Genomic DNA, 10020 nt, shown 5'->3' with positions numbered 1-10020 from the left:
TAAAAGCCGTCCCCGACTGGAAGGAACGGCTAAGAGAATTTGTTGATAGTCTCATTGAAAATGTAGACGAATAGTTGTCAATAATAGTCTAGACTTGTCTATGCTATTGAGGTCTTAGGACTAGCTCTACCCCCTCAGCAATGTGTGACAAAGAAGATACAAGCTGACAAACCCATTGCGTGAGAAACGGTTGTCCCCCCGTCCAAAGCAAAATTTCATGAAGCACTGCACGGGGATTGCTGGTGATACCAATAAATCCCTTTTCTAACGGTGTTGCTTCATCCAATTGAAAACCAGTTAATTCGATTGCTTCGCTTTCGATATTAAACGGTGTATGGGATGAATCTGCAATTAAATCAGCCGGAGTTGCTACCCCCAACAGTGCAAAAGTGAGGCGATTATATTTAAGTTTATCAGCACGTTTGTTATAACAGGAGCGAATAAAAGCAAAAAAATCGTCTTGAAAACTTAAATTTAAAACGCTATCAATTTCATCGACAAATATAATAATACTTTGCGTAATTTGTTCTAGTAGTATTTCTTCGATAAACTTAGTTAATCGTTGTCCGGGATGAATTAAATTCTGCCCATACCACCAGCTTTCAAGTTCAATATCTAAATTAAATTCACTTACTAGATAGCTAACAAAACCACCATAAAATTCATCTTCTGTCACTTCATGTAAGCATAATTCACGCATTTCAAATGCCACGCAAGCAACCCCTTCTTTTTTGAGACGTGCCATTGTGTGTACGCGCAAACTCGATTTACCCATTTGTCGGCAATTTAATAAATAGCAGAATTTACCTGTTTTTAACCCTTCATAAAGTTGAGAATCTGCTTGGCGGAGAACATGAGATGAAGCTGATTCGCCGAGGCTTCCTCCTACTTGATATCCGTTACTTTGTTTTGAGTTGGTCATAATTCAATACCGTTCATTTCAGCCCCAAATTCTCGTAGAGACGTAGCAATGCTACGTCTCTACATACAATTTTTACCACCAATTTTTTAACACCAAGCCTATTGGGTCATAATCTTATATACATTAAATATGCTTATGCACTTTGTAATTTCGGGAGCGTCCTGTTTTGCAAAATTGCCCTCAGGCTATAAGCCTGGGGCTACACAGACGAAGTTTGCCGACCCAGGCTTTGTTCGTGTAGCAGTACCCTTAAGAAGGGTATTTCTTCCATTCAGGGAATACACCCTTAATTCCTAACTTCCTAACCGTTCTCGGAAATATAAACGATAGATTTTATAACGTGACACTGCACTATTACTTTGCAGTTCTACCAACCCAAAATCATATAATTTAACTGCATCGTCTAAATTTTAATTTTAATTTAATTCAACCGGACTATCTGCTAAAACTATTGTTTTAAATGCTGTGAAGAGTGGAAGATTTTTCTGTAAATAATGCCAGTGTCTTTCTAAATGGTTACGATAAATTCCCGAAACTGTGGGTGCTGATTGCAACAAGCTTTCTAAAGTCATTTCTTGTCGCGATACTACCTGTATGGCTTTTGTTGCCAGATACGGATGTCCTCCTACCATTGCCATTAGTTGTTCTATTTGAGTATTTTGCAAGTTTAATTTATACTGACGTGACAGAGATTCCACTTGTTCGCGAGTAAAATCTGTTAATTTAATTTCTGTCCCGGCATTAAAGGGTGACTGATTGATATTTAGCTGAGTATAAACTTGTGTGTGCAACATCAATAACCGCAATTGGCGCCAAAGAGGTTTAGTTTTTGCGTCTTCGTGCCAAGTTCGTAGCATTCCTAAAAACTCTCCAGCGATTTCCCCATGTGGGAACAGTCTGTCTACCTCATCTAAAGCGATCGCAACGGCACTATCTCCTGGTAAGAGATACTTTTCAAAGTAGGTTCGGCATTTTATCTTACAATTACCCAAACTTTTGCGCCAGTGTTCTTCTACAGGTTGCTCTAACTCTAATATTTCGGCAATACTGGTAAGCGCTTACTACAAACCAATTTTCAAACTTTATTTTTCTTTACATAGTTCGGTTTATTCTCGCCGACCTACTTAGTAGGTGCAGAAATGCGGATGTAAATGAGGAAACCCAACCAATGCTAGTACAAACCCTAACCACATAAGTAAACCACGCTCTTATTGCCTTTATTTATCTTCGCATGTGTGCTTTTGTCATCCGTGATCAGTAATCAAACATATTAGACAACCTATTTGAAAATGAATGTAGAGACGTAGCAATGCTACGTCTGTTAAGGTTTGGATAACGCATATTTAATTTTGACGACGTTTGTCTATTAGATCGTCCAAGTGGTAATTTTGCGGCTTTAATTTTATGAGAGCGATCGCCCTTCCTGAAAGTAAACTATTTGAGCGATGCATCCACCTAGCCTTATGGTAGTTTAAAGTGACGCACGTACATCGCCATATGACTGGAGAGCTAAACTTTGGGAATAGAACTACGCAGTTTCGTCTTTCTCGACAGCCTGCAACCTCAACACGCAGCATATATAGGAACAGTAGCCCAAGGTTTCTTGCCATTACCAGGAGATACATCGTTGTGGATTGAAATCTCCCCTGGTATCGAAATTAATAAAATTACCGATGTAGCCCTCAAATCGGCTTCTGTCCGTCCGGGAGTCCAAGTAGTCGAACGACTCTACGGCTTATTAGAAGTTCATTCTGCCTCTCAAGGAGAAACGCGAGCTGCTGGTCAAGCGATTTTAGCGATGTTAGGAGTTAAAAAAGAAGATTGTCTGAAACCGCGTGTGGTTTCTACTCAGATTATCCGCAATATTGATGCTTATCAAACACAACTTATCAATCGCACGCGACGCGGACAGTTACTACTTGCGGGACAAACGCTGTATGTTTTAGAAGTTGAACCTGCTGCTTATGCTGCACTTGCCGCGAATGAAGCTGAGAAAGCGGCATCGATTAATATTCTTGAGGTGCAAGCTGTAGGCAGCTTTGGACGGCTTTATTTAGGTGGACATGAACGGGATATTCTCGCAGGTGCTCAAGGAGCGTTAGCAGCGATTGAAAGTGTCCCTGGTCGAGCAAATCTTCAGGGTGGGCGTCAGGAGTAACGAAATATCATGGCAAATCGAGAGCATCTAGCTTTACTCACAGCAGGTGCAGTCACATGGACTGAGTGGAGAAAGAAAAATCCCCAGGTTGAACCAGACCTCAGCGCTGCGAATTTGCTTGGGTATAATCTCAGAGGCGCAAACCTCCAAGGGGTAAACTTGAGCAGGGTGGATTTGAGTAATGCTTTACTTGTGCGAGCAAACCTCAGTGGTGCTAACTTGAGCGGTGCTAACCTTTATAAAGCTAATTTGATTGAAGCTAATTTGAGTGAAGCTAACTTGAGTGTTACGAACTTGAGCGGTGCTACATTGACACAAGCAGATTTGAGTTATGCGAATCTGATTGGAGCGTCTTTGAGTGAGGCAAATCTGAAAGACGCTGCGATCGCTGATGCTAATTTAATTGGGGCTGACTTGAGCAAAGCTAATTTGAGAGGTGCTGATTTGGCTTGTGCAAAGCTTCACCGAGCTAACTTGAGTTTTTCTAACCTGATGGAAGCTAACTTGAATGAAGCTGACTTAAGCCAAGCAAATCTGTATGAAGCGGAAGTAATTGGCGCTTATCTTTATAAAACTGATTTGTACAAAGCTAATTTGAGTTATGCTCACCTGGGTGGTGCATATCTGAGCAAGGCTAACTTGTGTGAAGCTGACATGGGTGGAGCTAACTTGAGATGGACTAACTTGAATGGTGCGAACTTGGCAGGAGCTAACCTCAAAGGCGCTAACCTCAGAGGTGCTAAAATTAGAGGAGCTAACTTCATCGGCGCGAATCTTCACCAAACAATTATGCCTGATTAAAAACAAGATTAGTTGGATTGGATATTATAGTATTAAAATACCAAAATTCAATCTTTCTCTTTGCGTCTCTGCGGCTCTGCGTGATATTTTCATACTTTTATTTATCAACGCCGATATTATCGGACATATTTGATACAATTACGCCCATATGCTTTGGCGGCATACAATGCTTTATCAGCAAGTTCCAACATGTCGTCGCTGGTATTTCCATTATCAGGAAATACGCAAATCCCACCCGAAACTGTTGTATTTATTTCCCTGTCTGCAAATTTAACTCGCGCAGCTTGAAAGGATAACCGAATTTGTTCAGCATATTGAAAGGCATTATTTAGTGTCATACCGGGCAAAGCTAATACAAACTCTTCACCCCCATACCGACACACAATGTCGCTAGAGCGGCTGTATTGGCGCAGCAGTCCTGCAAATAGTTGTAACACGCGATCGCCTGCCTGATGCCCAAATGTATCGTTAATCTTCTTAAAGTAATCAATATCCATTAAAATAACCGCAACTGGATAAGACTCTTGTGTTGCACATACCAGTTCTCTTGGGAATGTCTGGTCAAAATAACGCCGATTGAACAAGCCAGTCAGGTCGTCCTGCATTGCTTGTTCCCGTAGTTGAGCCTGTAAAGTCTCAATTTGCACCACTTGAAGACGCAGACGTTCGTTAGCCTGCCGAAGTTCAACCTCAACCTGATAACGTTGAGTAATGTCACGCAAAATAAGCAGATATCCTGTTAATTGCCTGCGGCGATCGCGTAATGGCGTAATTTGTAGCTCCAGATAACGAAGTGTTGACAAATCCATTAATATCTCTGTGTTAACGCTTTCATATTCGTGGTAGGATATGATTTTTTCTTGCCATTTTGACATAACTTGATCGGCAGATTGTCCAATCAGATGTGCTGTCGTCCCAATCAAATTTTGTGCCGCAGGATTAATGTCAAGAATGCGGTTTTGCACATCCAAGACAAGCACACCATCACTCATTCTGTCAATCAAAATGTCCCGCACTACGGGAACAAGGTCAAACATGCCGAAGCGAAAGACGCTAACAGCATAAATCAGTCCGGTGAGCATGAAGCTCATCGGGGTGATGTTCAAACCCGGGGGAGTCAGACATAGCATATACGCGCTACCCCCAACCAGTGGTATCAACCCACCAACTAATGCTATGGAAGACTGCTGGCTATACAGAACAGAGGGGAGCAAAGCTCTTTTGGCAAGCAGCAATATGCCTGCAAATGTGTAAACATAAACACACCCCATCACCCAAAAAAAGCCAATACCATGTTGGTAAATCATAATATTAGTTTGATGAGGATGGCGCAAAAAGCCAGTCCAAATCAGATTATGCCATTCGTTGGTGGCAACCATTGCCACATTGAAGGCGGGAATAACCCATAACAACGCTATATTCCGAGATGTCAGCCACTGCCTTTTGCTGGTAAAGTGCATTGTGAATATCAAGAAGAGTGTAATTACACTATTCGATGCGACGTATTCGAGCTTTGACCAAAATATTTTATCCTCTAGAGCGATCGCACCAGCTTCCATTGCCGCAACCAAAGCATAAAGTGCGATCGCTAGCATCATCAAAATAAACGGTTTGCTAACAGCAGAAGTTTGACGACGCTGCCAAGCATCAAAAGCAACAATAGCTGAAATAATTGCAGTTAGACTAAGAACGAAAAAGTAGAGATTGTACTGAAAAAGCATTTTGGATGGGCTATTCAAGAATTTATCTTACATTCTTAGAGATAAATTTTAGCTATACCATTAGAATCACCCAAGCCGCATCACATTTTGTAACTAAAGATATATTTTTCCAGCGGTTTCTCTTAACCAAATATGGTCGAATTTGAGTCAAATGAGCAATCCAAAGTCCCGAAAAATGTCATTATAGTTATAGTACGAAAATACTGGAGATAAGACAACGGTTTACGCACGTCCTTTAGCACGGTTAATTGAACAACTGCAACGCTTACCAGGAGTGGGTCCCAAAACTGCCCAACGTCTAGCGCTGCACATCTTGAAGCGTCCAGAATCAGAAGTAGAAGATTTAGCACAAGCTTTAATCGAGGCAAAAAAACAGATAGGCTTGTGTTCTGTCTGCTTTCACCTTTCTTCTGAACCTGTTTGTGAAATCTGCCGCAACTCCAACCGCGACAACAGTACTATCTGTGTAGTGGCTGATTCTCGTGATGTGATTGCACTAGAAAAAACCCGCGAGTATAAAGGCAAGTATCATGTCTTGGGTGGGGTAATTTCTCCCATAGATGGAATTGGTCCAGAACAGTTAACTCTGCAAGCTTTGGTGCGACGGGTAAGTAAAGATAAGCCCAAAGAAGTTATTCTGGCAATCAGTCCCAGTGTCGAAGGGGAAACGACGACATTATATATTGGTCAGCTAATCAAGCCATTTACGAAAGTGACGCGGATTGCTTTTGGTTTGCCTGTGGGTGGCGAATTGGAATACGCTGATGAGGTGACGCTGGCAAGAGCTTTGGAAGGACGCCGAGAGTTAGATTAGTTAATGAACTACCTCTAGCTGGCTTCGCCTGAGCTAGAGGTTTCTACATCCTCTAACTTGTTTTTAGCGAAATTGCTTTGAGATTTCTGACGCTTCTTTTCCCCCAGTTGCCTCATACTTCCTGCTTGGAGCGCTCTTTCGTGAGGTAGAGCTAGCAAGATCAGCGTCTACGAGGCTCGTTCCAAACCCCGGCAGACTACCTTTAGTAAGGTTCTCGAAGACAAAACAAAGCGATAAATCGCTGACTACGAGCTAAAGTTTTATGCAAATCCCATACGCTTTTTGGGCAAGACTAGCGGGTGCAATACTTAAGTTTAACACGAACTCATGCTCAAAGTCCCTACGGTCAAAGAGTGTTTCACGAAAAGTAAGAAGGAAGAAGAAAGACCGAAGTTGTACCCACGTTTTTAAACGTGGGATTGTAACAAGGACGCGACGTTGCCTGCCTCAGAAGCTTCTGTCCGTCGAACCGGCGCGTTTTATACTGGAAGTGCAAGCCATCTTGAGTATAATTATTTATTTTACTTCATCTCTACACTCACAAAGTAAGTTTGTATTTATACTTTTTACTTCTTCCAACTTCGGTCCTAACTTCTTCCTTCTTTGTAATTGCATCTTCCCCTTGATGGGCTAAATCCACCGGAAATTTTTGCTTTCGGTCAAAGCGAGCGCGATTTTTTCGGAAGAAAGTCCTATCACTTTTCAGTCCAGGTTCACCAGTTACAACATTAACGATATCTTTACCATCTGGTCAGATAATTATCTGACTTTTAAATGTACGATCGCTCTTTTTTCCTGAATAATATTTTTCTTGCTCTTAATTGTCCTCAGGTCTTTCACCTCCACCCAAGATAATTCTAATTTTCTTTGATTATAATAAAGCTTGTAATTCAAAAGTGTAATTGTTCGGCGTTTTGAATTAATTATTGTAGATCAGGGTATCCCAGACCAATTAATCGTAGGGTTTCTTGAAAATTCGCTTCGATGCGATCTAGTACGTAACTCATAATTCTGGTGTAAAAAACTTTATTATATTCTTTTACCACAGAACATTACTATTTCGGAGATGTCTATAGACCATGTTTGCCGCGCTCAAACATCTATTCATCTTACTGAACAACAAACGGGGAACCGAAAATTTATCAGATGTACCCTTGGTGATATACTCAATGGCATTGCTCCCCCTTGGAAAGACAATAGTAAAATTGCTGTACTTAGTCCTTTTGGGCTGGTGGGTACACTCGACCTCGCTTTAGGTCAGCTAGCCTACAAATTGGCGTCGGAGCAAAACTTCGGAACTGCGATCGCACAATTTTTCGCAGTTTCTTGGTTACAGCACCAAGAATACGAAGTCACTGGGTGTCAAGATACATGTATTATATATACATAACATTTAAATTATATGGATATATATGGATCTGATTCGTCTTCTTCTAAGTTCCTCCTGGAAAATTCTTATCCTTGCAGGTATTGTTAGCTTAGTAAGCGGAGTAACTACTACAAGTCTAATCGCTTTTATTAATCAAACTGGACTTAATTATTCTACGCTAAATGCATCAGTTATTTGGACATTTTTTGGTCTCTGTTTTTTGCGTTTTATTAGTAACTTTCTTTCTCAAAGTATATTAATTTATATTTCTCAAGAGGCAATTTTAAATCTCCGAATGCTTATAAGTCAAAGACTTCTTGCCTCTCCATTATATCAATTAGAGAAACTTGGCAATAATCGTATTATGGCTACACTGACTGATGATGTTCAATCAATCTCTAACACAGCTCTCATTCTGCCTAGAGTTTGTGTCAACAGTGTTATAGTAATAAGTTGTTTGCTTTACTTATGTTGGCTTTCTCCAACAGTGTTTCTGATTATACTTTTTTTTCTAGTAATAGGAATAACTAGTCATCAGCTAACAGGTAATAAGGCAAGCTCAAACATGACCTTGGCTCGGGAGCAGCAAGATAAACTATTTAAGAATTTTCGCGGGATTACCGACGGAACAAAAGAGCTGATGCTTCACTACAAAAAGCGCGAAACATTTTTCAAAGATCTTCAAGCAAATGCAGAATCTTACAAACATGAAAATGTAGTTGGTATGAGTATCTTTGCACTGGCTTCTAGCTGGGCACAAATCATGTTTTTTGTAGCGATTGGTATCGTTATTTTCATACTACCCGCTCTGAAGAATACTCAGACTCAGGTTTTATCTGGCTACGTACTGACAATTACTTACCTAATTGTGCCTTTAGACGCTATTATTAATTCCCTGTCAGCGTTCAGTAAGGCTTTTGTTGCTCTCGATAAAATTAAATCACTAGATTTGAAATTAACAACTCCAGCTAAAGAGATTGGTTTTGAAGACAATTTGAAATTATTAACTCCATCTCCAGAAAGTGGAGAAGAGAATTTGAAATTATTAACTCCATCTCCAGAAAGTGGAGAAGAGAATTTATTGAGTTTCTCAGATTCAGAACTCTTTTGTCAGCGTCTAGAGCTTTTAGATGTCACTTATAAATATCAGAGTGAAGATAAATATCTCTTTACCGTAGGACCTATTAATTTCACGTTTTCTGCTGGGGAAATTGTTTTTTTAATTGGAGGTAACGGTAGTGGAAAATCTACTTTTATTAAGCTGCTAATTGGTCTGTATATTCCGGATACGGGAAAGATTATTATCAACGGGAAACTAATCACTGCTGAAGAACGCGAGTGGTATCGACAGCATTTTTCAGTTGTGTTCTTCGATTTTTATCTCTTTGAAAACTTGTTAAATTTAGGCAAAACTATTTCTGACGAGCAAATTTCCGATTATCTGGTAAAACTTCAACTTAACAACAAGGTTCAAGTTAAAAATGGTGTACTTTCAACCACAGCGTTATCTCAAGGTCAACGGAAACGTCTAGCTCTACTAACTGCATATTTAGAAGACCGAGCTATCTACGTATTTGATGAATGGGCTTCCGATCAAGATCCTATATTCAAGAATATTTTCTATACACAAATACTACCAGATTTAAAAAGTAAAGGCAAACTTGTAATCGTTGTTACCCATGACGATCAATATTATCACTTATCAGATCGGATTATCAAGTTGAATAATGGAATTGTCGAATATGATAAACTTCAACAACAGCCTTTGTAGGGTTACCCACTTAACCTAAACTCGTTTTATTTATTAGCAGCAAATTTTATGAACCTCTTTGAAAACCAGATTCAAAAGTACGAAGAAGATGGATTGTTATTTTTCTCTGAGTATTTCTTAGATGGAGAAGTCAGCATTCTACAGAGGGAACTTTCACGGTTGCCTGAGGATGCTCCAGGGAAGGTTGTAGAAAACGACAATAAAACGCTGCGTGCTCTTCATCGTTGTCACGAGTACAGCGAAATCTTTAGGAGTGCAGATAATTATTACCTATAGGAGTGTCAAAAATATTCCAATTTCTAAGAGTCAGCCTCCACCAGCATTCTTAGTTTGCCAAGATTATGTTCCATTACAACCAGCGAAAGATGATGTTACTATGCAGCTAAATACGATATAATCTGCTCTTGATGAGAGTTAAAGGAGGGTAGTTCTTACTCTAAATATCTCCAAATTAATAATTACTT

General features: G+C 40.0%; 8 protein-coding genes and 1 pseudogene. 6 read left to right on the top strand and 3 right to left on the bottom strand.

All coding sequences use genetic code 11. The annotated features are described in order from the left end of the window. Window positions 1–103: 103 nt before the first annotated feature. Window positions 104–922 (bottom strand): AAA-like domain-containing protein, encoded by an 819-nt coding sequence (locus OGM63_RS00390; protein WP_263743512.1) that lies wholly within the window; start codon window positions 920–922, stop codon window positions 104–106. A 416-nt stretch (window positions 923–1338) separates the two neighbouring features. Beyond that, complete coding sequence (locus OGM63_RS00385) at window positions 1339–1959, bottom strand: AAA-like domain-containing protein (RefSeq protein WP_263743514.1); 621 nt, start codon at window positions 1957–1959, stop codon at window positions 1339–1341. Between the two features lie 479 nt (window positions 1960–2438). Here OGM63_RS00385 and ccmP point away from each other — a divergent pair, with 479 nt between their 5' ends. Both ccmP and OGM63_RS00375 read left to right on the top strand, forming a co-directional pair. Further along, on the top strand, window positions 2439–3080 hold the full coding sequence (ccmP, locus tag OGM63_RS00380) for a beta-carboxysome protein CcmP (RefSeq protein ID WP_263743511.1): 642 nt from the start codon (window positions 2439–2441) through the stop codon (window positions 3078–3080). A gap of 9 nt (window positions 3081–3089) precedes the next feature. After that, window positions 3090–3881 carry a pentapeptide repeat-containing protein gene (locus OGM63_RS00375; protein ID WP_263743510.1) on the top strand — a complete coding sequence of 264 codons (792 nt, stop codon included), beginning with the start codon at window positions 3090–3092 and terminating at the stop codon, window positions 3879–3881. A 116-nt stretch (window positions 3882–3997) separates the two neighbouring features. Here OGM63_RS00375 and OGM63_RS00370 read toward each other — a convergent pair whose 3' ends face one another. Then, window positions 3998–5602: a histidine kinase N-terminal 7TM domain-containing diguanylate cyclase gene (locus OGM63_RS00370; protein WP_263743508.1), complete on the bottom strand. Its 1605-nt coding sequence runs from the start codon at window positions 5600–5602 to the stop codon at window positions 3998–4000. A gap of 220 nt (window positions 5603–5822) precedes the next feature. Here OGM63_RS00370 and recR point away from each other — a divergent pair. The 4 genes and pseudogenes from recR to OGM63_RS00350 form a co-directional block, all read left to right on the top strand. After that, a pseudogene (gene recR / locus OGM63_RS00365) lies at window positions 5823–6416 on the top strand (recombination mediator RecR); the annotation flags it as partial. Between the two features lie 1066 nt (window positions 6417–7482). Next, entirely contained in the window at window positions 7483–7806 is a 324-nt protein-coding gene (locus OGM63_RS00360; RefSeq protein WP_263743507.1) for a hypothetical protein, read from the top strand. Between the two features lie 22 nt (window positions 7807–7828). Next, window positions 7829–9556: an ATP-binding cassette domain-containing protein gene (locus OGM63_RS00355; RefSeq protein WP_263743506.1), complete on the top strand. Its 1728-nt coding sequence runs from the start codon at window positions 7829–7831 to the stop codon at window positions 9554–9556. 48 nt (window positions 9557–9604) lie between these two features. After that, complete coding sequence (locus tag OGM63_RS00350) at window positions 9605–9832, top strand: hypothetical protein (protein WP_263743505.1); 228 nt, start codon at window positions 9605–9607, stop codon at window positions 9830–9832. Window positions 9833–10020 lie beyond the last annotated feature (188 nt).

The organism is Plectonema radiosum NIES-515, assembly GCF_025753815.1.
GTDB lineage: Bacteria > Cyanobacteriota > Cyanobacteriia > Cyanobacteriales > Nostocaceae > Hassallia > Hassallia radiosum_A.
Note: the sequence above shows the minus strand (reverse complement) of the source record. Positions and strands in the feature narration are given on the sequence as shown.